This window comes from Pseudotenacibaculum haliotis (assembly GCF_042684245.1).
Taxonomy (GTDB): domain Bacteria; phylum Bacteroidota; class Bacteroidia; order Flavobacteriales; family Flavobacteriaceae; genus Polaribacter; species Polaribacter haliotis_A.
In genome coordinates, this window is the sequence record NZ_JBHULH010000003.1 from 342,292 (window position 1) to 368,199 (window position 25,908).

The 25,908-nt window shown below is 35.5% G+C and carries 26 protein-coding genes; 20 read left to right on the plus strand and 6 right to left on the minus strand.

Features of this window, described 5'->3' with window-relative positions; translation table 11 throughout:
* The first annotated feature begins 28 nt into the window (after positions 1–28).
* The 3 genes from uvrC (at position 29) to ACFSRZ_RS07190 (ending at position 4,486) form a co-directional block, all read left to right on the plus strand.
* Complete coding sequence (gene uvrC, locus ACFSRZ_RS07180; RefSeq protein WP_379665861.1) at positions 29–1,825, plus strand: excinuclease ABC subunit UvrC; 1,797 nt, start codon at positions 29–31, stop codon at positions 1,823–1,825.
* A gap of 30 nt (positions 1,826–1,855) precedes the next feature.
* Positions 1,856–4,036: a patatin-like phospholipase family protein gene (locus ACFSRZ_RS07185; protein WP_379665862.1), complete on the plus strand. Its 2,181-nt coding sequence runs from the start codon at positions 1,856–1,858 to the stop codon at positions 4,034–4,036.
* Between the two features lie 99 nt (positions 4,037–4,135).
* On the plus strand, positions 4,136–4,486 hold the full coding sequence (locus tag ACFSRZ_RS07190; RefSeq protein WP_379665863.1) for a toxin-antitoxin system YwqK family antitoxin: 351 nt from the start codon (positions 4,136–4,138) through the stop codon (positions 4,484–4,486).
* Between the two features lie 79 nt (positions 4,487–4,565).
* On the opposite strand, the gene ACFSRZ_RS07195 is transcribed toward ACFSRZ_RS07190, so the two are convergent.
* Complete coding sequence (locus tag ACFSRZ_RS07195; protein ID WP_379665864.1) at positions 4,566–6,092, minus strand: Rne/Rng family ribonuclease; 1,527 nt, start codon at positions 6,090–6,092, stop codon at positions 4,566–4,568.
* Between the two features lie 299 nt (positions 6,093–6,391).
* On the minus strand, positions 6,392–6,682 hold the full coding sequence (locus ACFSRZ_RS07200) for an HU family DNA-binding protein (protein WP_379665865.1): 291 nt from the start codon (positions 6,680–6,682) through the stop codon (positions 6,392–6,394).
* Between the two features lie 133 nt (positions 6,683–6,815).
* Here ACFSRZ_RS07200 and mutY point away from each other — a divergent pair, with 133 nt between their 5' ends.
* From mutY to ACFSRZ_RS07225, 5 genes are all read left to right on the plus strand, one after another.
* Entirely contained in the window at positions 6,816–7,871 is a 1,056-nt protein-coding gene (mutY, locus tag ACFSRZ_RS07205) for an A/G-specific adenine glycosylase (RefSeq protein ID WP_379665866.1), read from the plus strand.
* 30 nt (positions 7,872–7,901) lie between these two features.
* Positions 7,902–8,336: a single-stranded DNA-binding protein gene (locus ACFSRZ_RS07210; RefSeq protein WP_379665867.1), complete on the plus strand. Its 435-nt coding sequence runs from the start codon at positions 7,902–7,904 to the stop codon at positions 8,334–8,336.
* Between the two features lie 20 nt (positions 8,337–8,356).
* Positions 8,357–9,661, plus strand: a complete 1,305-nt coding sequence (gene gldE / locus ACFSRZ_RS07215) for a gliding motility-associated protein GldE (protein ID WP_379665868.1) — start codon at positions 8,357–8,359, stop codon at positions 9,659–9,661.
* A complete protein-coding gene (gldD, locus tag ACFSRZ_RS07220; RefSeq protein WP_379665869.1) occupies positions 9,654–10,208 on the plus strand; it encodes a gliding motility lipoprotein GldD in 555 nt (184 codons plus the stop codon). The genes gldE and gldD overlap by 8 nt, the downstream gene beginning before the upstream one ends.
* 96 nt (positions 10,209–10,304) lie before the next feature.
* Positions 10,305–11,873: a hypothetical protein gene (locus tag ACFSRZ_RS07225; protein WP_379665870.1), complete on the plus strand. Its 1,569-nt coding sequence runs from the start codon at positions 10,305–10,307 to the stop codon at positions 11,871–11,873.
* 32 nt (positions 11,874–11,905) lie between these two features.
* Here ACFSRZ_RS07225 and ACFSRZ_RS07230 read toward each other — a convergent pair whose 3' ends face one another.
* Positions 11,906–12,940: a COX15/CtaA family protein gene (locus tag ACFSRZ_RS07230; RefSeq protein WP_379665871.1), complete on the minus strand. Its 1,035-nt coding sequence runs from the start codon at positions 12,938–12,940 to the stop codon at positions 11,906–11,908.
* Between the two features lie 89 nt (positions 12,941–13,029).
* Positions 13,030–13,350 (minus strand): cation transporter, encoded by a 321-nt coding sequence (locus ACFSRZ_RS07235; RefSeq protein WP_379665872.1) that lies wholly within the window; start codon positions 13,348–13,350, stop codon positions 13,030–13,032.
* Between the two features lie 145 nt (positions 13,351–13,495).
* Between ACFSRZ_RS07235 and ACFSRZ_RS07240 the strand changes: the two genes are divergently transcribed.
* Positions 13,496–14,368: a DMT family transporter gene (locus tag ACFSRZ_RS07240; protein WP_379665873.1), complete on the plus strand. Its 873-nt coding sequence runs from the start codon at positions 13,496–13,498 to the stop codon at positions 14,366–14,368.
* A gap of 52 nt (positions 14,369–14,420) precedes the next feature.
* On the opposite strand, the gene ACFSRZ_RS07245 is transcribed toward ACFSRZ_RS07240, so the two are convergent.
* Both ACFSRZ_RS07245 and ACFSRZ_RS07250 read right to left on the minus strand, forming a co-directional pair.
* A complete protein-coding gene (locus ACFSRZ_RS07245; RefSeq protein WP_379665874.1) occupies positions 14,421–16,469 on the minus strand; it encodes a M16 family metallopeptidase in 2,049 nt (682 codons plus the stop codon).
* A 19-nt stretch (positions 16,470–16,488) separates the two neighbouring features.
* Complete coding sequence (locus tag ACFSRZ_RS07250) at positions 16,489–17,802, minus strand: M16 family metallopeptidase (RefSeq protein ID WP_379665875.1); 1,314 nt, start codon at positions 17,800–17,802, stop codon at positions 16,489–16,491.
* A 268-nt stretch (positions 17,803–18,070) separates the two neighbouring features.
* Between ACFSRZ_RS07250 and rplU the strand changes: the two genes are divergently transcribed.
* The 11 genes from rplU (at position 18,071) to ACFSRZ_RS07305 (ending at position 25,899) form a co-directional block, all read left to right on the plus strand.
* A complete protein-coding gene (rplU, locus tag ACFSRZ_RS07255; RefSeq protein ID WP_379665876.1) occupies positions 18,071–18,592 on the plus strand; it encodes a 50S ribosomal protein L21 in 522 nt (173 codons plus the stop codon).
* A gap of 26 nt (positions 18,593–18,618) precedes the next feature.
* Positions 18,619–18,879: a 50S ribosomal protein L27 gene (gene rpmA, locus ACFSRZ_RS07260; protein WP_379665877.1), complete on the plus strand. Its 261-nt coding sequence runs from the start codon at positions 18,619–18,621 to the stop codon at positions 18,877–18,879.
* 78 nt (positions 18,880–18,957) lie between these two features.
* Complete coding sequence (locus ACFSRZ_RS07265) at positions 18,958–20,196, plus strand: 3-deoxy-D-manno-octulosonic acid transferase (protein WP_379665878.1); 1,239 nt, start codon at positions 18,958–18,960, stop codon at positions 20,194–20,196.
* Positions 20,196–20,753: a YeeE/YedE family protein gene (locus ACFSRZ_RS07270; RefSeq protein ID WP_379665879.1), complete on the plus strand. Its 558-nt coding sequence runs from the start codon at positions 20,196–20,198 to the stop codon at positions 20,751–20,753. The genes ACFSRZ_RS07265 and ACFSRZ_RS07270 overlap by 1 nt, the downstream gene beginning before the upstream one ends.
* A gap of 3 nt (positions 20,754–20,756) precedes the next feature.
* Complete coding sequence (locus ACFSRZ_RS07275; RefSeq protein ID WP_379665880.1) at positions 20,757–21,170, plus strand: YeeE/YedE family protein; 414 nt, start codon at positions 20,757–20,759, stop codon at positions 21,168–21,170.
* Position 21,171: 1 nt separating this feature from the next.
* Positions 21,172–21,606, plus strand: coding sequence for a hypothetical protein (locus tag ACFSRZ_RS07280; RefSeq protein WP_379665881.1), 435 nt, complete (start codon positions 21,172–21,174; stop codon positions 21,604–21,606).
* Positions 21,584–22,579: a GTP 3',8-cyclase MoaA gene (moaA, locus tag ACFSRZ_RS07285; RefSeq protein WP_379665882.1), complete on the plus strand. Its 996-nt coding sequence runs from the start codon at positions 21,584–21,586 to the stop codon at positions 22,577–22,579. The genes ACFSRZ_RS07280 and moaA overlap by 23 nt, the downstream gene beginning before the upstream one ends.
* A complete protein-coding gene (locus ACFSRZ_RS07290; RefSeq protein WP_379665883.1) occupies positions 22,579–23,769 on the plus strand; it encodes a molybdopterin molybdotransferase MoeA in 1,191 nt (396 codons plus the stop codon). Before moaA ends, ACFSRZ_RS07290 begins: the two co-directional genes overlap by 1 nt.
* A gap of 46 nt (positions 23,770–23,815) precedes the next feature.
* The gene (locus tag ACFSRZ_RS07295) at positions 23,816–24,259 is read left to right on the plus strand and encodes a hypothetical protein (protein ID WP_379665884.1); all 444 of its coding nucleotides are present in this window, start codon (positions 23,816–23,818) and stop codon (positions 24,257–24,259) included.
* An 8-nt stretch (positions 24,260–24,267) separates the two neighbouring features.
* Entirely contained in the window at positions 24,268–24,744 is a 477-nt protein-coding gene (gene moaC, locus ACFSRZ_RS07300; RefSeq protein WP_379665885.1) for a cyclic pyranopterin monophosphate synthase MoaC, read from the plus strand.
* Between the two features lie 30 nt (positions 24,745–24,774).
* Complete coding sequence (locus ACFSRZ_RS07305) at positions 24,775–25,899, plus strand: molybdenum cofactor guanylyltransferase (RefSeq protein WP_379665886.1); 1,125 nt, start codon at positions 24,775–24,777, stop codon at positions 25,897–25,899.
* Positions 25,900–25,908: the final 9 nt, after the last annotated feature.

Below are 25,908 nucleotides of genomic sequence, written 5' to 3' on the forward strand. Positions count from 1 at the left end.
ATTCCTGTAAAAGTGGTATTTTCGTTGTATGCCTACAGCACTAGAAGTTCAGATCAAAACCCTACCCGATGCTCCGGGAGTCTATCAGTATTACGATAAGGAAGATCAAATCCTGTATGTAGGAAAGGCCAAGAACTTAAAAAAAAGAGTTGCTTCCTATTTTACCAAGAATCATGAGAACGCCAAGACTCGAGTATTGGTTAAGAAGATCGTGTCTATAAAGCATATTGTTGTCAATTCAGAAACAGATGCCTTGTTGTTAGAAAACAACCTCATCAAGAAGTATCAACCACGATACAACATCATGTTGAAAGATGACAAAACCTATCCGTGGATTTGTATCAAAAAAGAGCGTTTCCCAAGAGTGTTTATGACGAGAAATGTGGTGAAAGACGGATCGGAATATTTTGGGCCGTATACCAATGTAAGAACTGTAAAAGCATTGTTGGATCTAATTCGAGAACTCTATCCTTTACGTACCTGTACATACGACCTAAGTCAAGAAAAGATAGATGCCGGAAAGTATAAGGTGTGTTTAGAATATCATTTAGGAAACTGTTTAGGGCCTTGTGAGAATTTACAAACAGAAACCAGTTATAATGAGACCATCAAGGCCATTCGAAACATCATCAAAGGAAACTTTAAACAAAGTTTGGAAGCTTTTGAAAAGTTAATGATGTCTTTTGCTGAAAAGATGGAGTTTGAAGAAGCGCAAAAAATCAAAGAAAAGGTATCGTTGTTATCCAACTACCAAGCAAAATCTACCATAGTGAATCCAACCATCAACAACGTAGATGTTTTTTCTATTATTTCTGATGAAAGCTATGGGTATATAAACTTCTTTAAGATTGCCAACGGAGCCATTATTCAATCTCATACAACCGAAATAAAAAAGAAGTTGGATGAGACAGATAAAGAAATGCTGGAACTGGCAATTGTGGAGATTCGACAACGATTCAACTCAGTATCTAAAGAAATCTACGTGCCATTTGAGGTTGACTTAGGGGATAACGTAAAAGTTACGGTGCCAAAGCTGGGAGATAAAAAACGAATTGTAGAATTATCTGAGCGAAATGCAAAATATTACCGTCAAGAACAATTCAAACAAATAAAAATCGTTGATCCTGACAGACATGTGAAAAGAATCATGACTCAGATGCAAAAAGATCTGAGACTTTCTGAAGAGCCTAGACATATTGAGTGTTTTGACAATTCAAATATTCAAGGAACACATCCTGTAGCAGCTTGTGTGGTATTTAAGAACGGAAAGCCGAGCAAGAAAGAATATCGCCATTTTAATATCAAAACAGTGGAAGGACCTGACGATTTTGCGTCTATGGAAGAGGTAGTGTATAGAAGATATAAAAGACTGCTTTCTGAAGGAGAATCTTTACCACAGTTAATTATTATTGATGGAGGAAAAGGACAGCTCTCTTCTGCATTAAAAAGTTTGGATGTGTTAGGATTACGTGGAAAGATTGCCATCATTGGAATTGCTAAACGATTGGAAGAAATTTATTATCCGGGAGATTCTATTCCGATGTATTTAGATAAGAAATCGGAGACCCTAAAGATCATTCAGCATTTACGAAATGAAGCGCATCGTTTTGGAATCACGTTTCACCGCAACAAGAGAAGTAAGAGTGCTATACAATCTGAGTTAGAGCAAATTCCGGATGTAGGCAAACAAACCATAACGTCTTTGTTACGTAAATTTAAATCAGCCAAGCGTGTGAAAAGCGCTACCTTTGAAGAACTGAAAGAAGTGGTTGGCGAATCGAGAGCCCAAAAGATATTTCAGTATTATAACACTGCTAAAAAGTAATCCTGCCTTGCAGGATGAATGAAAAAAGAAATGAAGAAAATATTTTTGATCATCCTGTTTATACCCTTGCTAAGCTTAGCGCAAAAGAAGCAGCCTAAAGTAGGTTTGGTTCTAAGTGGCGGTGGAGCAAAGGGATTGGCACACGTTGGTGTTTTAAAAGAGATTGATAAGGCAGGTTTACAGATCGATTATATTGGAGGAACCAGTATGGGAGCAATCATAGGAGGTTTGTACTCGGCAGGATATTCAGGAGTACAAATAGAAAGGATTGTAGACTCCATCAATCTAGAAAATGTATTGCAAGATGTGCTTCCCAGAAGCGCTAAGCCCTTTTTTGATAAAGAATTTGGAGAAAAACATGCCATTACTCTACCATTTACCAAAAAGGGAATAGGATTGCCCAGAGCCGTTTCTAAAGGGCAAAATGTATTGGATCTATTCAACTATGTATTATCACATGTAGATACGATCACTGATTTTAAAAAATTACCCATTCCTTTCTTTTGTGTTGCCACTGATGCAGAAACCGGACAAATGGTAATGCTGGAAAAAGGATCTTTACCTTTAGCATTACGTGCCAGTGGATCATTCCCAACCTTATTGAATCCGGTTGATATGGATGGACATTTGTTGTTGGATGGAGGAATTGCCAATAACTTTCCTTCAGATATCATGAAAGAGAAAGGGCTGGATATTATCATCGGAGTTGATGTGCAAAGTGAGTTGATCAAAAGAGATGAATTAAACTCTGTGGTGAAGATTTTGAATCAGATCGTGAGCTATGACATTTACGAACAGAGTAAAAAAGGAGAAGAAGATTGTGATGTATATATCAAACCGGATATTTCTGAATTTACTGTAGTAGATTTTAATAAGAGTGCCGGTATTATGTCTGAAGGAGACAAAGCAGGAAAAAAATATCGAAAGGTTTTCGATAGTATTGCTAAGCTACAGAAGCAAAAGAAAGATAGGTCTTTGATAAAAATGGTAGACGAACCTTTTGTAATCAAAGAAATAAAAGTTTTTGGTGCAGAGAATTACACACCTGCTTTTGTAAGAGGTAAACTAAAGATTAGGGTTGGAGATAAGATCAACAGAAAAGAGTTAACCCGACGTATTAACTTTTTAGCAACTACAGATAATTATGATAGAATCAATTACGAGATCAAGGGTGGAAAGTTGCATTTCTATGTGATAGAAAAGAAACAAAAGACCAGTATAAGTTTGGGAGCTCATTACGATGAATTATATCAATCGGCTTTACTGGCAACCTTTATCCATAAACGATTGTTAATCAAGAACGATGAGCTTTCTGTTGATATGATCTTAGGAGATCGAATCCGATACAACCTCAATTACTTTGTAGACAATGGTTTTTATACCAGTTACGGACTAAAGTCTAGATACAACCATTTTAAAACCAATACGAGATTCAATACAGAAGACAATCCTACAATCAATAAAATAGAACTGAATTACACAGATTTTACCAATGAGGTATTTATTCAAACAACCTTTAGTAGGAAGTTTGCTTTAGGGTTTGGAGCAGAGATCAAGAATTTACAGATCACAACCGAAACCCTCACAGGACAAAATGATAGTCAGGTGGTCTTTGATAATAGCAATTACGTAAACTTTTCTACCTATTTGAAGTTAGATACCTATGATAAGAAATCGTTCCCTACAAAAGGATTCTATGCTGATGTAGGAGGAAAATGGTATGCCTGGTCTTCTGACCATTTAGATAATTTTAAATCATTTATGCAATTAGGAGGACGTGTAGGCTTTGCAACTACCTTCTTTGATAAACTTACCTTCCAATATACCAATGATGCCGGATTTACTTTTGAAAACCCGGAATCCACAGTGTTTGATTATTATTTAGGAGGATACAATCAAAATTACATCAACACCTTCCGACCTTTTTATGGATATGAATTTGCACAGATATCCGGAAAATCATTCTTGCGTTCTGAGTTCTCGTTCAGGTATCGAGTGGGGCAAAACCATTATGCTACTTTTTTAGCTAATTACGGTAGAGTTGATGAGAATGTGTTTAGTGATGGTCGTGATCTTTTTGAAGATGTACTCTCCGGATATGCTATAGGGTATAGTCTAGACACCCGTTTAGGACCAATAGAGTTAAAATACAGTTGGTCTCCCGAAAACAAAGAGAAATATTGGCTTTTCAATTTAGGCTTCTGGTTCTAATGTTAACTTAATGTTAAGTGAATGTTAATCGAAAGTTTGTTTAACGTAAATTTTTGGTTATATTTGTAATATAATTGTTAACTAAAACCCGAATAAGACATGAAAAAGTTATTAGCTATTGCTTGTTTATTAGCAGTTTCGTTAGTGCAAGCACAAGACAAAGAGCCAACATATGAAGCAGTGGGAGACTTAGTGAAAGCAACTTACTACTATGAAGATGGTACGGTTCATAAACAAGGGTTTTTCAAAGATCTTAAGTTAACAGGACAATGGACAGAGTTTGATAAGCAAGGAAATAAGATTGCTGTAGGTTATTATAAAGGCGGAAAGAAAGTTGGAACTTGGTTTCAGTGGAAGAAGAATATCTTACGTCAGATTAACTATGAAAACAATGTAATTGCTTCCGTTAGTACCTGGAAAGAAGACACCAAGGTAGCTGTTAACAAATGATATAGCAAAACACAAACGTTTAAAAAAGAAAAACCCGCATTGGAAACAATGCGGGTTTTATTTTTGATATACAAATGCCTTACTTACGTACTTTAAACTTGTACTGTAAATATCTGTAAGCATCTCTAGGTATAACTTGAATCCACTTTTTGTGTTTTAGGTACCATCTAAAACGAATTGATGATATTCCTTTGGTAAGATAGGAAGCAACAAAAGGATGCACGTTCAATTCAACCTTTTTATTCTTTGGATTAGAAACTAATCGCTCTAATTCTGCTTCAATCTTATCTACAATGACAATAGGAGCTTCTACTTCTCCATTGGCATTAGGATTTGGTTCTGTTGTTTTTATACTTAATTCAGGTCTGACTCTTTGACGGGTAATTTGTACCAACCCAAATTTACTAGGCGGTAGTATTTTATGTTTGGTTCTGTCAAAGGCCATTTGTTCTTTCAAATGCTGATACAATTTGTTCCTGTTTTCAGGACTGTGCATGTCTATAAAGTCAACAACAATAATTCCTCCCATATCTCTTAATTGCAACTGTCTGGCAATTTCTGTGGCAGCAATTAGGTTAACTTCTAATGCAGTTTCTTCTTGTGATCCGGCTTTGTTAGAACGGTTACCACTATTTACATCAATAACGTGTAAGGCTTCTGTGTGTTCAATTACCAAATAAGCTCCTTTACTCATGGAAACTGTTTTTCCGAAGGATGTCTTTATTTGACGTTCTATTCCATATTTCTCGAAAATAGGAACTTTAGATCTGTGAAGTCTTACAATGTTTTCCTTTTCAGGATAGATCTCTTGTAAATACTCTTTAATTTCTAGTTTAAGAGTTTCATCGTTGGTAACAATATTTGTAAAAGAATCGTTCATCACATCTCTCAAAATAGAAGATGCTCTGTTTAATTCACTTAAGATCTTTGTTGGAGTGTTAGTGTTTGCTATATGTTTACATAGGCTTTTCCATCGTCCTAGTGAATTTTGTAAATCTTTGTCAAGTTCTGCTACTTTTTTTCCTTCTGCAACAGTTCTTAAAATAACACCAAAACCTTTGGGTTTGATGCTTTTAGCTAATCTTTTTAATCGATCCTTTTCCTTTGGGTCTGCAATCTTTTGCGATACAGAAATTCGATCAGAAAAAGGAACCAGTACCAAATACCTCCCTGCTATTGAAAGTTCTGAGCTTAATCTGGGGCCTTTGGTGGAAATGGGCTCTTTTACAATTTGTACTAATAAATTTTGACCTGATTTTAGTACATCATTAATACTTCCGTCTTTATTGATGTCTTTTTCAAAACGAAAGTTTTTTAAAGTAAATTCTTTGTACCTACCTGTGCTTACTTTCTTAATAAACTTGTTTAGAGATTGAACTTGTGCACCTAGATCGTGATAATGTAAAAATCCGTCTTTCGGATATCCAACATTCACAAAGGCTGCATTTAAGCCCGGCAACACTTTTCCTATTTTGGCTAAAAATATATCGCCAACAGAAAATTTGTTGTCACTTGTCTCTTTGTTGAGTTCTATAAGTTTTCCATCTTTTAGTAAGGCAAAATCAATATCAGATGAATTCGAACGAATAATTAATTCTGTTTTCATACTGAAATGGTTTTATACCATACAGCTACGTTGCTGTACGATGGATTAAATTGTACAGGTATTTTTAATACCATGCGAGGCTTCTGCTTTCTGCAGAATAAACACCTCTATTTCAATGAACGTTTTTTGGCTAGTCGCTAAAAAGAAAAAGTAAGGGTCAGACCTTACTTTTTCTTATGTCTGTTAGCTCTAGCTCTTTTCTTGCGTTTGTGTGTAGAGATTTTCGATCTCTTTCTTTTTTTACCACTTGGCATAACTGTCTAATGTTTTTTAAATCTTACGATTTAGGTTCGTATTAATTACTTTACAACCACTTTGTTTTTTACTCCTTCAGTAAAAGTCTTAGCTGGTTTAAAAGCTGGAATATTGTGAGCTGGGATCTTAATAGTAGTGTTTTTAGAAATATTTCTTCCTGTTTTCTCCGCTCTAGTTTTGATGATAAAACTACCAAAACCTCTTAAATATACGTTATCGCCATTTTCTAAAGCATCTTTAACCTCTGACATAAATGCCTCAACGGTTGCTAATACATCTGCTTTTTCAATTCCTGATTTGTCCGAGATTTTCGATACAATATCTGCTTTCGTCATGTTACTATATTTTAAGTTATTATTTTCTAAAAAATGCGGTGGCAAATATATGATAATTAATCGATTCCGTAAAAGGAATCGAATAAATTTATGTCAATTTTAAGACGTAAGTTTGCTTTTGTAAAAAATTTCAATGAATTTTTCTAACACATTAATTTACTGGTACTTACAAAACAATCGAGAGCTCCCTTGGCGTAAAACCAAAGACCCTTATTTGGTTTGGCTTTCAGAAATTATGTTGCAGCAAACCCGAATTGCTCAAGGATTGAGTTATTATCTCAAGTTTTCAGAGGCATTTCCTAAGGTAGAAAACTTGGCAAACGCAGAAGAATCTACCGTTCTTAAAATGTGGCAAGGATTGGGGTATTATTCAAGAGCTAGAAACCTCCATTTTACCGCAAAATATATAACACAAGATCTTCAAGGAGTTTTTCCGTCAACATATAAAGAATTACTCAAATTAAAAGGAGTAGGAGATTATACAGCATCGGCAATTGCATCTATTTGTTTTGATGAACCTACAGCTGTTGTAGATGGAAATGTATATAGAGTTCTGGCACGATACTTTGGAATACATACACCTATTAATAGTACTAAAGGGATAAAAGAGTTCAAAGCCTTAGCACAATCTATGATTGATGTAGAACAACCGGGAACATTTAATCAAGCGATTATGGATTTTGGATCCTTACAATGCAAACCCCAAAACCCCAATTGTGAAGAATGTCCAATAAACAATAGTTGTGTCGCCAATGAAAAAGGACTTACAAAGATCTTACCTATTAAGGAGAAGAAAATAAAGATCAAAAATAGATTCTTTAATTATTTAGTTTTTGTAACGGAAGACGGAACAACAGAACTGGAAGAACGTAAAGGGAAAGGAATTTGGCAAGGAATGTATCAGTTTCCATTGATAGAAACAGCAAAGGAAGTAGCAGAAAGCACATTAATTACAATGGAGGCTTTTCAACAAAAAGTTCCTTCAAAAAGTAAAATCCAACTATATAATAAGGATGCTATTGTTCACAAACTTTCGCATCAACATTTGCACACACGTTTTTGGATCATCAAACTAAAAGAAAATACAAAGGCTACTATTCATTGGTACGACATAGAGAAATATCCGGTTCCGGTTTTGATCTCAAATTTTATAGAAGACTTTAATAAAAAATCACACAATTTTTTTTAGTACATTTGATATGATAATCAATTCCAAGCTATGTCAGGAACAATCAATAAAGTTATTTTAATCGGCCATTTAGGTGATGAGGTAAAGATGAATTATTTCGAAGGAGGAAATTCTATCGGAAGATTTCCTATTGCTACCAATGAAACCTATACAAATAGACAAACGGGAGAAAGAGTTAGTACCACAGAATGGCACAATATTGTTGTGAGAAACAAGCTTGCTGAAACATGTGAAAAATACCTTTCTAAAGGAGATAAGGTATATTGTGAAGGGCGTATCAAAACCCGTCAGTGGGAGCAAGACGGACAAAAACGTTACACGACAGAAATACATGTAACAAATATGACCTTTTTATCTTCCAAAAATGAAGCAGGAGCTCCAACTCCTTCTAATACAACACATCAATCTCAAGCGACAGAAGGATCTAAATCTGTTATTGAAGAAGATGATGATTTACCATTTTAAGTCGAACCAAACTCTAGAAATTGGACCCTGATCCTGAACCTTTATTTATTCTTTTAGCAATTCCTGAAACAATGGAAATCATAGAAATGGTTGTTCTGTTGTTGTTATTGATTACTTCCGCTCTCATCTCAGGAACTGAAGTTGCCTTTTTCTCACTGTCTCAAACAGATTTGGATAAACTATCGGAAGAATCCAAAGGAGAAAGTTTGATCGTAAAACTGTTAGAGAAGCCAAAAAAGTTACTGGCAACCATTCTTATCACAAATAACTTTATCAATATTCTTATTGTATTGCTGTTTGCAGATCTAGATTTTTTCGGTCATATAGAAAATACAACCTTAAGGTTCTTTATAGAAGTAGTTATGGTTACTTCTCTCATCTTGCTATTTGGAGAAGTATTGCCCAAAGTGTATGCCTCTAGAAGATCATTACGATTTTCCGGATTTATGTCGAGACCGATAAAAGTGTTGAACGTATTGTTTACACCTTTAAGTTATTTGTTAACCAATTTAACTGGAGTTATCGAGAAGCGTTTGGGTAATGGCAATTCAAACTTTTCAGTAGAAACCCTATCGCAAGCATTAGAGCTTACTTCTGACGATGCTACAACCAAAGACGAGCAAAAGATACTAGAAGGTATTGTGAGCTTTGGAAGCACAGAAACAGTGCAGATTATGAAGCCTAGAATAGATATTTTTGCACTCTCTGATGATGAACCTTATGAAGAGGTTCTGAAAAAGATTTTAAAGAATGGATATTCTAGAAACCCCGTCTATCACGACTCTATAGATAATATCATAGGAGTGTTGTATGCAAAAGATCTGCTTGCGCATTTAAATAAGAAAAGTTTTAAGTGGCAAAAGCTATTAAGAGAGCCGTTCTTTGTTCCTGAAAACAAAAAGCTAGACGATTTATTGGATGATTTCAGAGAAAAGAAGAATCACCTTGCTATTGTGGTAGATGAATATGGAGGAACTAGTGGAATTGTAACACTGGAAGATGTAATAGAAGAAATTGTTGGGGATATCAATGATGAATTTGATGATGATGATCTTGCTTATTCTAAGATTGATGCAAACAATTACATTTTTGACGGAAAAATTACCATCAAAGATTTTTGTAAAATCCTGGATGATGAAGATGAAGAAAAGTTTGAAGAAGAAAAAGGAGAGTCTGAAACTATTGCAGGTTTCATTTTAGAAGTATCAGGAAAATTTCCTAAGATAGGTGAGAAAATAAAGTTTGATAATTATACGTTTACCATTGAAGCTTTAGATAGAAAACGAATCAAACAATTAAAAGTGACAAGGCACAGCAATGCGTAATATTGGTATTATTATTTTATTCTTTTTATTCGCTTCATGCGATAATGAAACACTTCCAAAACCTAAAGGGTTTCTTAGCTTAAAGTATCAAAAAGCAAGCTACGAACCATTAAAACTTAAGCGACCATTTTCCTTCGAAGTACCTCAAAATTCTATTGTAAAGGATGAGCCAAAAAACTGGTTAAAAATCCAATATCCAAATCTAAAAGCATCTCTAGATGTTACCTATAGAACCATAGATGGAAATCTGAGAGAGCTGCTGGTAGAATCAGAAAGGTTAGTTTTTAAACATGCCGTCAAAGCAGAACAGATTTCTTCAAACGATTATACCGATGCTAAAAAAAGGGTTTTTGGAACCCTTTATGAAATTACAGGAAATGCAGCTTCTCAAATACAGTTTCATATAACAGATAGCACAAAACACTTTATCAAAGGAGCATTGTACTTCAGAACAAAACCCAATTACGACTCTGTACTTCCTGCTGTTGCCCATATTAAAAAAGACGTTCTCAAGCTTATGGAAACGTTGCAGTGGAAAGAAGAATAGCTCTGTGTTCTAAAAATCAGGTATTTATACGCTCTATTATCTCTTCTTATTGATGTAAGTTAGTCTGTTGTATTGTCAACTATTAAACTAACCATCATGAAAAACTATATCTTAAAATTAGGAGTTCTCTTTCTGGGAATTTCTTTGGTCTACTCCTGTGAACCGGGAATAGCCATAAACGACAACAGTACCTCAGATTTTGGATACACACTCTATGTAGATTCTTTGGCTAATAAGAATGCACCATCACTACAATCTTTTGTTCATGCTGTAAATGGTGAAGAGTGGTTACTCTTTGCAGGAAGAACCAATCAGTCTGAAGACAATGGAGGATTGCATGACATGACAGGAAATTATACAGATACTTCTTTTCCTCCACCATCCTATAACGATAGCATTTTTGTGTACAATGTAAGTACAGACACAAGAACAGCAATCTCTTTGGATGATATGAAGGCAACATTAAAAAGTAAGTATCCTAATAACTACAAAGCAATACAGGGGTTTGAAAGTGTTTTTAGAAATTCAAATCCACTGGTAAGGCAAGATGGAGATTATTTGTATGTAGTGGGAGGTTATGGACCTCAAAACTTTCAAAAGACTGCTGCAAAAGGGTACAACTTTATCAGTTACGACCACGTAGGAAAGATACACGTGCCATCATTAGTAAACCTTGTAAAAGGAGATTATGCAAATGTTGATGCATCAAAACTATTTTCATTTGGAAGAAACAAGCAACTGGCAGTTACCGGGGCAGAGCTTTTAAAAGTAGGAATTAACTTTTATGCAGTTACCGGGCATTGTTTTGGAAACAACTGTTCTGGTTTCCAAAAGTACCAAGATGCAGCCTATCCTTTTACCATTTCAAAAGACACCTTACATCAATTAACCATTAGTCTTGGAAATCCTATTACGGATGTGATTGACCCAACTGCTACCATTGCAGATGATCTTTCAAACTTCAGAAGAAGAGACCAGCCTATAGTTCCTGCGATATACAAGAGTCCGGCAAACCAAAAAATTCAAGAAGGAATAGCCATTTATGCCGGGGTTTTTAAAGCTGGAAACGACAATAACTTGCAAGCTTGGAACGATGCTATCTACATTCATCCAAGTTGGGCAAATAACGAAGGAAGATTGTTTACACAAGACAAAGCGTACAATCAGAATAATTACAATGTATATGCATGTCCGTCATTTGTATTGTATGATTCTGCATCCGACATATCTCATACGTACTTGTTGGGAGGTATTGGAGATGGAAAATTCTCAGAGAACGGATTCTTGTCCGGGTTTACTAACACGGCTGTTCGTATAGAAACCAACATAGGACAATATCCTATAAGCAGTAGCCATGAGTTGATTCAACCCGATAATTTATTCAACAAGAGTAGTCAAAACAAAGCACCGTTTTATGGAGCGGAGGCCATACTTTTTGCCAACAGCTCATTACCTCTTACAAAAGCTTGGTATACCGACGCCAATGGAAAGTGGCAACAAGAAGAAACAGAGATCATTGATTTAGCAAATGCCGGTGACGGAGATATTGTTATAGGACATGTGTACGGAGGAATTGAAGCATTTCATGCCAATCCTGCAACTTTTGGACCTAGAAAATCAAGAGCGTCCAATGTGATTTTTAAAGTAATATTGAAAAAGAATTAAGCTTATATTCCCTTGTGGTAGAGTATGAATTCTTAGGAGTTCTGCTCTGCCACTTTTATTTTCCTACTCTGTAACCACAGATAGAACTGTACCCCAAATAACAATGCTCCTGATAATAAATGAACAGCTTGAGTTCCAATAGGGAAGTCTGCATAGTACATTAAGATTCCGGTAATGGTTTCTATGAACAATAGTGCTAGAATCCAGTTTACCAATTTGTACCCTAAGTTTTTCACCTGATTTAAATAGAACATTCCTAAGTTTACAAGTACAATGGCAATGGTAAAGGAACGATGGAAGTAAAATTTAAAACTAGGATTCATCAAACTATACTCTTTGTTTTCAAAACCAAATAACTTCACCTGCTCATCAATAAACTGGCGAACTTGTGTTCCCATTACAATTTGAATCAAAGAAAATACCACAGAAATGATCAATAGTCTGTTAAAGGCGGTGTTGTAATTATATGTTTTGTCCTTTTCGGTAAGAATGAATCGTAATTGTAATAACAATGCAATGATAACCAGTCCAACCGCCATGTGTATTGTAATAATTATAGGTGTTAGATTAGTATCAACAACAGTTTTTCCTAGCCAAGCTTCAAAGGCAAATAAAAGAAAGACTCCAATGGAGAGGAGTGTAATAGCCTTCTTTTCTTTCCAGAAAGAAAAAGAACCAATGAGCATTAATAGCAATGGAATTCCTGCAAGAACAGATGTTAAACGATTGATATATTCTGTCCAAGTGTGAAACTTGTTGAACTTCGCATAGTCGTGTTTGGTATATTTTTCCCAGTTGTCATTATTGAACTCAGAAGTAGTTGTCACAGCTTTTTCAGCAACATACAATGCTTCATCTTTGATAATGATCATTCCTTTCTCAAAAGAAGTATTCGGTTTCCAGGTAATCTGATCTTCTGATGTTGGAGGGATATAATAACCAAAACATTTAGGCCAATCCGGGCATCCCATTCCAGACCCTGTCATTCGAACAACAGACCCGGCCAAGAAGATAAGATAGATAGCTATTAAAGTGATTTTAACGAAAAGAGGAAACCGTTTTTTCATCTCTGGAAAATTTATGCAAAGATAACTCAAAAACAACGAAAAAAGGCTCCTGAAAACAGAAGCCTTTACTTTATAATGGGTTTAAATAATTACTTTTTAGAAGCGGCCTCTGTTGCTTCAGAAGCAGTATACAAATCTCCTCCGGCAATTCCTCCGATAAAAGAGATCAAATCTTCTTTCGAAGTTCTGTTTTTGTCAAATTCAATTGTAGCTAAGCTATCTGTAAATACAACTTTTGCAGAAGCTACACCTTCTTTTTTAGAAAGCTTTGATTGAATTGTTTTAGCACAACCAATCTCACAGGTCATTCCTGAAATATTCAAAGAAACAGTTTGCAGGTCAGCAGCAAGCACTTCTGTTTTCTCATTTGTTACTTCCTTTTTTTCAGCTTCTTTTTTGCAAGAGCTCATTGTAAAAGTTACAACCAGCATTGCGATTATAATATGGCGAATTTTCATAATTGCTTTTTGTTATACTTTGATCGTACAAATTTATGTAATAAATGATTGATTTTAGAAGAATTATCGGACTTTTGCATTGATTTTAACATCAACTATGAGTAACCAACAGAGAAAGTGGCTCTATCTGATTATACTAGCAATAGTTTGGGGTAGTTCGTTTATCTTAATTAAGAAATCCCTTATAGGTTTAACTCCCATTCAGCTGGGATCGTTAAGAATGATTATCACAGCGGTATTTTTGCTGTTAATAGGGTTTAACAGTTTAAAGTTGATTCAGAAAAAACACTGGATATATATATTTTACACTGCTGTTTTGGGAACTTTCTTTCCTTCTTTTCTGTTTGCTTTTGCCATTACAAAGATCGATAGTTCTATTTCTGCGATCTTAAACTCTTTGACGCCTTTTAATACATTCATTGTTGGAGCCATTGTCTTTGGTTTTGCTTTCAAGAAAAAGCAATTGGTCGGGATTTTGATCGGATTGGTTGGAACAACCATCCTTATTTTAAAAGGAGCACATTTAAACCCGGATCAAAATTACTGGTATGCTTCATTGGTGGTAATTTCATCTGTAGGATATGCCTTCAATGTGAATATTGTTAAAAAGCACTTACACGATCTCAATGCTTTGGCTATTACAACCGGGAATTTCTTGTTGCTTATTATTCCTGCGTTGTTAGTGTTGTATTTTACAGATTTCCATGTAGATTTTGAATGGAATGATGAGTCTATGTCAGCTTTAGGATATATTACAATTCTGTCTGTTGTAGGAACCGGAATTGCCAAAGTGATGTTTAATAAGTTGGTGCAGATCTCTTCACCGGTTTTTTCGGCTTCTGTTACCTATTTGATTCCAATTGTAGCGGTAATGTGGGGAATTATAGATGGAGAACAACTGAGCTTTCTACAATTGCTAGGAGGTGCCATTATTATGTTTGGAGTATACTTGGTAAACAAAGCCAAATAAAAAAGCTGCTCACAAATGTGAACAGCTTTCATATATACTTAAAAGTAAGATCTTATTCGAAATCTTTATCAGAAACTCCTTCGTTGATCTTTACTTCTTTTAACTCAAAGTTCAATGTGAATCTTCCCATTCCTTGTTCAAACTTATGAGGAATTAGAATTCCGTTCACAGCTTTGTAATCAGAATAGTTTGATGGAACTTGAACATCTCCTTGAGGACCTTTTACAGTTCTCATAGATTTTATCTTCAATCCTGTTTTTACATCATAGAAGATCTCAGCATCCTTGAATTTGATGATGTACATATTGTTTCCATCAATAGACTCGATTCTGTCTAACTTACCGGCTTTATAAGCAATATCTTCAAAAGGTAATGCTTTAGCCTTTGCAGTTTCTAACTCTTCACCAGATAATTCTTGTCTTCTTCCTTGTTGAACTGAATATCCTTTTTCTCCGTTAAATACTTGTTTTTGGAATACTTGTCCACCAAAAGTGATCACGTTAGACTCTTTGTTTGGTCCTGCGATCTTTCTAGTTAACTCCAATTCATTTCCTTGAATAGTGGCTTTGTAAACAAACATCATTGTTTTAACAGCGTCTACTTTTTCAGCACCACCAATAGCAGCAACATACTTGTCAACTACTTTTGCAGCAGTTAACCCTGCAGGAATTGGTAAGCTTAATTCAGGCTTTTCAGTTGGGTTTCCGTATTTGTCAAAGTACTTGATCTTATAAACCGGATTTTTCTCCAAGTTCTTTAAAACATCAATTGCTTTTCCTGTGATAACAATTCTTGCTTTATCTCCTCTAAAATATTTGATAGCAGCGTCCTGAACATCATCCAAAGTAACAGAGTTGATCTTAGCTAAATACGTTTCGTAGAAATCATCCGGAAGATCATACAACTCTTTGTTTAAAGCAAAAGAGGCTGCCGTAGATGGATTTTGAGCATTGATCACAAAACTTCCGATATATTGCTCTTTCGCATTTTTTAATTCTTCTTCAGATACTTTTTGGTAACGAATTTTGTTGATTTCTTTCATCAACTCAACAACAGAACTGTCAGTAACCATGTTACGAACACTTGCAGTAGCCGAAAAACGACCTTTGTATCTGCTTTGAGAAACACTAGAGTAAGAACCATAAGTATACCCTTTGTCTTCACGTAAATTTTGGAACAATCTTGCAGTTCCTCCACCACCAAGAATTTGGTTGGCTAACAAAGCAGCAAAATAATCGTCATCACCTAAAGTAAGATCAATCGTGTTGATTACAGCAATCTCAGACTGCACAGCATTAGGCATGTTGATGAAGTCGATCTCAGTAGTTTCTACATTTTTAACTTCCGGTAATGTATATGAAGGAATTGTTCCTGGGTTCCAATCGCTAAATAATTTCTTTACCAGCTTCTTGATTTCTTTTGGCTTAATATCTCCAATAACAACTAAATAAGCATTGTTAGGTCTGTAATAAGTATTGTACTCTTTCTTAACATCATCAAGAGTAATGTTGTTGATAGTTTCTTTGGTAACAAACTCTCCGTTTGGATGGTTCTTTCCGTAAGTAAGTACGCTCTCAACTCTTCTGGCAGCACCTGTAACACTTTTTTCTCCAGATTTGATATTGTCTAAAGTAACTTTAACCTCTTTGTCAAACTCTTCTTGAGTGAATTGAGAGTTCTTTACACCATCAGCCATCAAACCTAATACTTCCGGAAAATATCTCTTTAATGAAGAAGCAGATGCTCCGTCACTAGAAAAAGAAACATTAGCTCCTAAGAAATCTACACGCTCGTTAAAATCATCTTTAGAGATGTTAGAAGTACCTCTTCCTAACAAGCTTCCCATCATTGAGTTTACACCCGTTTTGTTTCCTTCTAAATGAGGATAATTGTCAATAGATAAGCTGGCAGCAGCTCTAGGTAATTTGTGGTTTTCAACCATAATTACCGTCAATCCATTCTTCAATTTAAATTTTTGAGCCTTCCCAAGTTTTACCTGTGGAGCAGGTCCCGGCTTTGGCATTTTTGATCGATCAATTTGAGCATTTACAGCAAAAGACACTGCTAAAATCGCTACGATTGATAATATTTTTGTTTTCATAATTCTCATGTCTTTCGTGTTATTTCTTTTCCGGTAAATATTCTAAAACTAATCTTTGATTTGGATTCAGATACTTTTTCGCTACTTCTCTGATATCTTCTCTTGTAATGGATCTGTAGATGTTGATCTCTGTATTGATCAGATTAGTATCTCCATATAACACATTGTAACGAGCTAATGAATTTGCAATTCCTTGAACGCTAGAATTGGAACTAACAAATCTATTCTCGAACTGGTTTTGTAATTTTTGATAATCTTTTTCAGAGATCAAATCCGTTTGAAGTTTTTTAACCTCTACATCCATCTCTTTTAAAAGGTCATGAATTTTATTATCACCTTGTGGTAAAGCAAATAGTGCATATACCCCGTAATCTTCTTGACTCAAGTTTACTGCTTGAACAGCCAATGCTTTCTTTTGCTGATCAACTAATTTCTTGAACAATACAGAACTTCTACCTCCACTTAAATACGTAGAGATCATATCTAAAACTCTAGAATCTCTTGTTTTCATAGAAGGAGTTCTGTAAGCAGCTACGATAGCAGGAATCTGAATGTTAGGATCTGTAGCCTTTGCAGAAATGGTTTTAGTAATTGGATCTTCCTTTGGGAAGTTTCTGGCAATATCTTTTCCTTTAGGAATTGGCCCAAAATAATCTTGGATCATTTTCTTAACAGACTTCTTGTCGATATCTCCGGCAACCACCAATGTTGCATTGTTTGGCACATAGAATTTCTTGTTAAAAGCTAAGAACTCATCTAATGTAGCAGCATCTAAGTGCTCCATTTTACCAATGGTAGTTCCTTTGTAAGGGTGCTTTTTAAACATGTGGATTTTTATGTTCTCTAACAAACGAGAATAAGGTTGGTTATCAACACGAAGTCTTTTCTCTTCTTTTACAACTTCGTTTTGGGTGTCAACACCATCTTGACCAATAATAGGGTGTAATAATCTTTCAGACTCCAACCATAAACCTAACTCTACTTTGTTTGAAGGGAAAACTTCGTAGTAGTAAGTTCTGTCGTCTGTTGTATTGGCATTGTTATTTCCTCCGTTTGAAGAAACTATTTTGAACCATGCTCCTTTTTCAATGTTCTTTGTTCCTTCAAATAAAAGATGCTCAAAAAAGTGAGCCATTCCTGTTCTGTTAGGTTGTTCGTCTTTGGCTCCCACGTGATACATCACAGAAGTAACCACAACTGGTGCAGAGTTGTCTTGATGCAAGATCACGTGCATCCCGTTGTCTAAATCATATTCTTCAAACTCTACTTGTTGAGCGTTAGAAGAAAATGCTAATAAAAACACTGAGGCCAGTGTTAAAATACGTTTTTTCATTGATTATAGTTTAGTTTAAAAAAAGTGATAGTTTGACGCAATGACCTCTGTTTTGTTACAGAGGTTATAGAGGTGCAAAAAACTATTTCTCAAAAATAATAACTATTGCGGATATGTTTCAAGAAAGCTGATGTTTTTCTTAAGACTATAAAACCTTGTTTTTTTGGGGAGTATGTGTTGTTTTCTTTTAAAAAAAGAGTATATTTGCACCCGCATTTTCGGGATCGAAGATGCAAGTTTTAACAAAAAGCTAATATAAACATAGACTATGTACGCAATTGTAGAGATAGCAGGGCAGCAGTTTAAAGTAGCAAAAGACCAAAAGGTTTACGTACACCGTTTACAAGAAAAAGAAGGTTCTAAAGTAACTTTCGATAAAGTAATGCTTGTAGAAGATGGTGGTAATGTAACTATTGGCGCCCCAGCTATAGAAGGAGCCGCAGTAACGGCTAAGATCCTAGGTCACTTAAAAGGTGAGAAAGTAATCGTTTTCAAAAAGAAAAGAAGAAAAGGTTACAAAAAGAAAAATGGACACCGTCAGTATTTAAGCGAAATTCAAATTGAGAGTATCGCCGCATCAGGTGCCAAGAAAGCAACAGCTAAAAAAGCAGCTGCTCCTAAAAAGGAAGAAAAAGCAGTAGAAGCTCCAAAAGCTGAGGTAAAAGAAACAGCATCTAACGATTTAAGTTCAATGACTGTTGCTGAATTAAAAGCTTTAGCTAAAGAACAAGGTATCAAAGGATACACTTCTTTAAAGAAAGCAGAATTAATTGAAGCATTAAGTAAATAAGAATTCATTTTTAAAACCATAACGCCATGGCACATAAAAAAGGAGTTGGTAGTTCGAAGAACGGTAGAGAATCAGAATCGAAACGACTTGGAGTAAAGATTTTTGGAGGACAAGCTGCAATTGCAGGTAATATTATTGTTCGTCAAAGAGGAACACAACATAACCCAGGAGAAAACGTATATATGGGAAAAGATCATACTTTACACGCTAAAGTTGATGGAGTTGTTGAGTTCAAAAAGAAAAAAGACAACAAATCTTATGTTTCTATAGTTCCTTTTGAAGCTTAAGAAACAAAGAATGATATAGAAAACGCCCAAACATTGTTTGGGCGTTTTTTTATGCGCTATTTTGTACTTTTACACGATATGAATCCACTGTATAATCTTACTGCTCATATTACCTTTTATCTTCTTAAGATTTATGGGCTTTTCAATCCTAAGATGAAATTGTTTATCAAAGGAAGAAAAGAAACGTTCCGTAAACTTTCTGTATTGAAAAAAGAAGATAGAGTGGTGTGGTTTCACGCAGCTTCATTAGGTGAGTTTGAACAAGCAAGACCCATTATTGAGGAAGTAAAAGAGAAATACCCTAAACACAAGATTGTAGTTACTTTTTTCTCTCCTTCAGGGTACGAGATCCGTAAAGAGTATCCGTTGGCAGATGTCATCTGTTATTTGCCTTTTGATACCAGAGGACGCGTTAAAAGATTCATCAATTTAACTCACCCTGAATTGGCTATCATTATCAAATATGAGTTTTGGCCTAACTTGTTACATCAATTGAAACAGCAATCAATACCAACTATTTTGGTTTCGGGAATCTTTAGAAAAGACCAAAACTTTTTCAAATCTTCCGGAGGATGGATGCGAAAAGCATTGCATACTTTCAATCACTTCTTTGTTCAAGATGTATCGTCTAAAGAACTATTAGAATCTATCGAGTTAGAAAATGTAACAGTTAGTGGAGATACGCGTTTTGACCGAGTGGTAAAGATCTTAGAACAAGACAACCAATTGGATTTTATTGAAGAGTTCAAGAATAACCGCTATACTTTAGTGGCAGGAAGTACTTGGCCAGAAGGAGAAGAGTTCTTGGTAAACTATATCAATGATTCGAGCGACGAAAAATTTATCATTGCTCCGCATAATATGAATGCCAAAGCAATTGAAAAACTGCAAGCTTCAATTCAAAAGACAACAGTTTTATTTTCTGAAAAAGAACAAAAGAACCTTGCAGATTTCGACGTTTTTATCATAGATACCATCGGCTTATTAACCAAAATATATTCTTATGCGGATGCCGTATACGTTGGAGGAGCTTTTAAAACAGGACTTCACAATATTTTAGAACCTGCCACATTTGGAGTTCCGGTAGTTATTGGAACGGAATACGGTAAGTTTAAAGAAGCGAAGGATTTGGTAGCGTTAAAAGGATGCATTTCTGTGACAAACCAACAAGAGTTTTCGAGTATCTTTAAACAGTTGAAAGAAGATCAAGCTTTCCGACAAGGCACAGGAGAGATCAATCAACAATACATTCAAGAAAATAAAGGAGCTACTAAAAAGATTATGAATTATATCAACGAGCAAATAAACAACAACTAATGGAAATTATAACACAACCTTGGCCTTGGTACGTTGCAGGACCTGCAATTGCCTTTGTGCTGTTTTTACTGTTCTATTTTGGAAGAAGCTTTGGCGTTTCAACCAATTTAGAAACTTTCTGTACCATAGGAGGAGCAGGAAGATTTGTAGATTATTTTAAAACTGATTGGAAAGCCAGAACATGGAGTTTGGTTTTTGTTGTAGGAATTGTGATCGGAGGGTTTATCTCTCACGAATTTTTAATGCCTAGCGAAGCAATCGACCTAAACCCGGAAACCGTTAAAGAATTGGCTGAACTCGGATTTGCCAATGCAGGAAATCAATACCTGCCGCCTGAGATCTTTAGTACAGAGAATCTATTGTCTTTGAAAGGAATCGGAATTTTGATCGTAGCCGGGATTTTTATCGGCTTCGGAACTCGTTATGCAGGAGGATGTACATCCGGACATGCAATTACCGGATTGAGTAGCTTGCAATTACCATCATTGGTGGCAACCATTGGTTTTTTTGCAGGAGGATTGTTAATGGTTTGGTTTTTATTCCCTTTAATTTTTTAAGCTATGAAGAATATCAAATTTTTAATTATCGGGATCGTATTCGGAATCATATTAAGCAAATCAGAAGTGGTTTCTTGGTATCGAATTTATGAGATGTTTAAGTTTCAATCATTCCATATGTACGGAGTTATTGGATCAGCAGTAATTATTGGGATTATCTTGGTGCAATTGTTCAAAAAAGAGGCCATTAAAGATTTTCAAGGAAACCCAATTAAAGTAAAAGAGAAGAAGAAAGGACATATAAGAACCTTGGTAGGAGGAAGTATATTTGGTTTAGGTTGGGCGCTGGTTGGTGCTTGCCCGGGACCTATTTTTGTATTGATCGGTCATGGAGCCATAACAATACTAATTGTACTTTTAGGAGCAGTTCTAGGAGCATTTATCTACGGAGTTCTCAGTAAAAAACTACCAAGCTAAATTGGAAAAACACTATCGATATTCAGACGAAGCCTATGAGCAGAAATTTGAAGAAGGGAAATTCCCTCCACTCTATTTCTCGCACGAAGCTCACTTAAGATTGGCTTATATCCATCTAAAAAAATATGGATTAGATCGTTCTATCGAGAATATGTGTAAGCAGATCTATGATTTTGCGATCAAATACGGAGCAACAATGAAGTTTAACGCAACTGTAACATATGCTTCGTTGCAGATCATGTATTATTATATGAAAGAAGGGAAGAGTGATGACTTTCCGGGTTTGATGGAAGAATATCCTAACCTGTTGAAAGATTTTAAAGGAGAGATTCAAAAATACTATAGTTGGGATGTGTTTCGTTCGCCGGAAGCCAAGGCGAAAATTCACGAACCCGACTTGAAACCATTTGCATATGCAGCAGCAATTGATCGATAATTTTGGAAGGCAGATCAGCTATGTCCGTTTGGCGGTTACAGACCGTTGTAATTTACGTTGTCAATATTGTATGCCGGCACACGGAATCGAAATAGCACCAAGAGAAGGGTTGCTTACTTTCAAAGAAATGTATCGAATCATACGAGTACTCACAGAATTAGGAGTTACCAAAGTTCGATTGACAGGAGGAGAACCTTTTGTTAGAAAAGACTTTATCAAGTTTTTAGAAATGCTATCGTTTAACGACCTGTTGGAAACCATCAATATTACAACCAACGGCGCGATGATCGCCAAGCATATCAAAACATTAGAGCGAATGGAAAAAGTGCAAAACATCAATTTGAGTATTGATAGTTTGCAAAAAGAGAAGTTCCATCAAATCACAAGAAGAGATGTGTTCCCTGAAGTGTACGAGACTTTTGAAGCTTTAGAAAAAAGTAGCTTGAATTTGAAGTTGAATGTAGTGGTGCAAGCTGGATTCAATACCGATGAGATCGTAGATTTTGTAGCCTTAACAAAAGACAAAGATGTTGCTGTTCGCTTTATAGAAGAAATGCCTTTTAATGGAAAAGGACAAAGAGATATTCAAGAGAACTGGAACTACAACAAGATCTTAGAAGAGATCAAAACAAAGTTTGATGTACAATTACTGAATTCAGAAAAGTCATCAACCTCAAAGAACTTTAGCATAGAAGGGCACAAAGGAAGTGTAGGGATAATACCTGCATTTACGAGAACTATTTGTGGCGATTGCAATCGAATTAGAATCACACCAACAGGAACCTTTAAAAACTGCCTGTTTGATGATGGAGTTTTTAATCTTAGAGACTTTATAAGAAACGGAGCCGGTAATCAGGATTTAAAAGAGCTGTTCTTATCATTGGTAAAAGACAAGCCGGAAAACGGATTTGTAGCAGAAGCCAATCGCTCGAAAGGAAATGTATCAGAAAGTATGTCAACAATTGGAGGATAATGATCACAGTAGAAAAAGCTTTACAAACGATTTTAGAGAATGCGAGAGGTTTTGAAGTGGAAGAAGTTCCTTTTTTAGAATCTGTAGGTCGTGTGTTGAAAGAAGATATTGTTGCCGATCGAGATTTCCCGCCTTTCAATCGTGTTGCGATGGATGGAATTGCCATCAATCATCGTTTTTTCGAATATGGAGTGCGCGATTTTAAGATCGAAGGAGTTCAACCAGCCGGTAGCCCACAAGAAAAGATGGAGAATGCTGCTCATTGTTATGAAGTGATGACAGGAGCTGTTTTACCGGAAAACACAGATACAGTGATTCGTTATGAAGATCTAGAGATCGATACTTTGATGGCCAAAGTAGTATTGGATGAAGTAGAACAAGGAAAGAATATTCATAAGCAAGGGAGCGACAGACAACAAGGAGCTGTTTTAATACCAAAGAACAGAATCATCACAGCTGCAGAGATTGGCGTATTGGCTACTGTTGGAAAATCGATGGTAACCGTTTCCAAGGTGCCAAAAGTGATGATTGTTTCTACCGGAGATGAATTGGTAGAGGTCGATCAGATACCAGAGGCACATCAAATACGTAGAAGCAATGCTTTTACCCTGGTTTCTTTGCTAGAGAAATTACAGATCAAAGCCGAGACTTCTCATATTACAGACGATAAAGAACAGTTAAAGGAGAAAATAGGAGAGTATTTAAAAAAGTATGATGCTTTGTTGTTTAGCGGAGCTGTGAGCAAAGGAAAATTCGATTTTCTTCCTGAAGTTTTAGAAGAATTAGGAGTTGAAAAACTATTTCATCGAGTTGCACAGCGTCCCGGGAAACCTTTTTGGTACGGAATTGCAGAAGGAAAATCTGTCTTTGCATTTCCAGGAAATCCGGTTTCTACTTATGTAAACTGTTTGGCGTATTTTTATCCTTGGTTTGCAAAGTCAGCTGGATTTGAGCTCAAAGAAGAAACAGTGATTTTGGGAGAAGATGTTGCATTTAAACCCAATTTAACCTATTTCTTACAAGTGAAAATTGAGATTAGGTATGGGCATTTGGTAGCAACTCCAATCAGAGGGAACGGATCCGGAGATTTAGCAAGCTTAACACAGGCAGACGGATTTATTCAATTGCCACAAGGTCAAACTGAATTTAAAAAAGGAGAAACACACTCGTTTATAAGATATCGATACTAATTGTTAGTTCGAGTGTGGTTGTATCGAAAACCAATATATAACTGCTATGAATAATGAAGAGATAAAGAGAATAATTGATCAGATAGATTCTGAAAGTAAAGATGCTTACATAGGAATTTTTTATGAGGATAATCTAGACCCAAGTTATATTAAAGGAAATAGAAGTGGATTTATAAAATTGGCTGCAGAATGTTTAAAAATAGCTCATAATTTTGGGGTATTTATGACTAATAAAAATGAATTGGGAGCATCTGAATTTAAAAAAGACGATTGGTTTGACCAAAGTTCTCATATAAACCTTGAATGGGTTAAACCGACATATAAATTCAGAGAAGAGATATTAGAAGAGAAAGAAGAAAATGAGGAAAATAGTAGTGCGTTAAGAGAGAAGATAAATAATTTTATAGCAATCTCTATACTTTTTCTGATTCTAATATCTATTCCTGCAGGATTATATCAATTGATAAAGTGGTTAATACAACTTTTTTGAATTAAAAAATGAATAAATTTTCACACATCAACAATAAGAACCAACCCAAAATGGTAGATGTTTCTGAAAAGAACATTACCAAACGTGTTGCCATTGCTAAGGCAAGTATGTTTTTAGGGAGAGAAGTGATTTCTCACTTTCAGAATGAAGAACTGGTAACCAAAAAAGGACCTGTATTCCAAACAGCAATTGTTGCCGGAATTCAAGCAGTAAAAAAAACATCAGAAATCATTCCCATGTGTCACCCTTTGCTAATCAATGGTGTTGATGTAAATATCGACATCATAGATGATGAGCATATTGAAGTTTTATGTAAGGTTACTATCGAAGGAAAGACCGGAGTAGAAATGGAAGCCTTAACAGGGGCCTCGGCTACTTGCTTGACCATCTATGATATGTGTAAATCCATTTCGCAACAGATGGTGATCAAAGAAGTAAAATTAGTAGAAAAAACAGGAGGTAAGTCGGATATTAAAAACCAATGATTCACCTCTGAACCTTTGCAACTTTGTATTATGAAAAAACACCAAAAACATACAAACCTAAGTAGAAGAAACAATGGAATCTACGCTCCAAATGAATTATCTATTTTAGGAGCAAAATGCAGTATCATTTCAGATATTGTTCATCAGGTTTCTGAAAGCTTATCACAATATAAATTAGCCTATTTTGATGCATCACATGCTAAAGATGTAGAAGAAAATATACTGTCTGATTTTACCTTTCATCACGAAGGAAATTTGAGTATCACAACTTCAGGCCCAATTAATAAATATGTACAGCGAATTCAATTTTCGCAATTCGATTATGTTTTCATCAACGGGAATCATTATGCCGGAGAAAAGCAAGTGATCTTGTTAGATCCGGAAAAAGAAGCTTCCATCAACAAACGAATCGATCAGATCACAGATGTTCAGTTCTTTGTGAAATTAACAGATGATATAGAACCTTTCTCATCCTTAAAAGAGAAGTTTCCAAATTGGGAAGAAATTCCACAATACGGAATCAATGACATAATAAAGATCACAGAACATATTTCAAAACTGGTCTCAGAAATCATTCCTTCTATCAAAGGATTGGTATTAACCGGAGGAAAAAGTACCCGAATGGGACAAGATAAATCTCAACTCGAATATCACGGGAAACCGCAAAAAGAGTTTGTGCGAGACTTATTAATGAGCAAAGAGATGGAAGCCTTTTACTCTGTAAGAGATTTCTCGACTCCGCTCGAAATGACATCAGGAAACTCAGAAGAGATCCCAGATGCGTTTTTCAATTTAGGCCCTTTTGGAGGAATCTGCTCTGCTTTTCAAAAAGACCCAAACTCAGCATGGTTTGTCTTGGCAACAGATCTACCTTTTGTAAACGATGAACTTATAGAGTTACTGTTGAATAAAAGAAATCCGGCCAAGGTTGCAACAGCCGTTATAGGAAAAGGAAAGCAATTTCCGGAGCCGTTAATTACTATATACGAACCAAAGGCCTATCCTGTGTTACTACAATATTTAGCACAAGGGTATTCATGTCCAAGAAAGATGTTGATCAATTCTGATGTAGAACTGGTAGAAGTTGAGAACGACTTCATCAGAAATATCAATACTCCTGAAGAATATGATGCAGCTAAAGAAGAACTAGCATAAATAAGTTAC